We start from the raw sequence: 225 nt of genomic DNA, 5'->3' as shown, positions 1-225 counted from the left end.
CAAGTACAGTTAATCGGTAACGTAGGGAATACCCCAGAAACCAAAAATTTCGAAAGTGGTAAAAAGGTATGCAGTTTTTCACTGGCTACCAATGAGTACTACCACAAGGAAGGGGAGAAAATTCAACAAACCGACTGGCACAATGTAGTGGCCTGGGGAAAACAGGCAGAGCTTATCGAAAAATATGTCGATAAAGGTAAAGAAGTGGCCATCCGCGGCAAACTG

General features: G+C 43.6%; 1 protein-coding gene. It reads left to right on the top strand.

Annotated elements, in window-relative coordinates:
• On the top strand, nt 1-225 hold a 225-nt coding region (locus RM529_RS18020; RefSeq protein ID WP_311486099.1), incomplete at both ends, for a single-stranded DNA-binding protein.

The sequence above is a fragment of the Autumnicola edwardsiae genome, assembly GCF_031846505.1.
In the GTDB taxonomy this organism is placed as follows: domain Bacteria; phylum Bacteroidota; class Bacteroidia; order Flavobacteriales; family Flavobacteriaceae; genus Autumnicola; species Autumnicola edwardsiae.
Note: the sequence above shows the minus strand (reverse complement) of the source record. Positions and strands in the feature narration are given on the sequence as shown.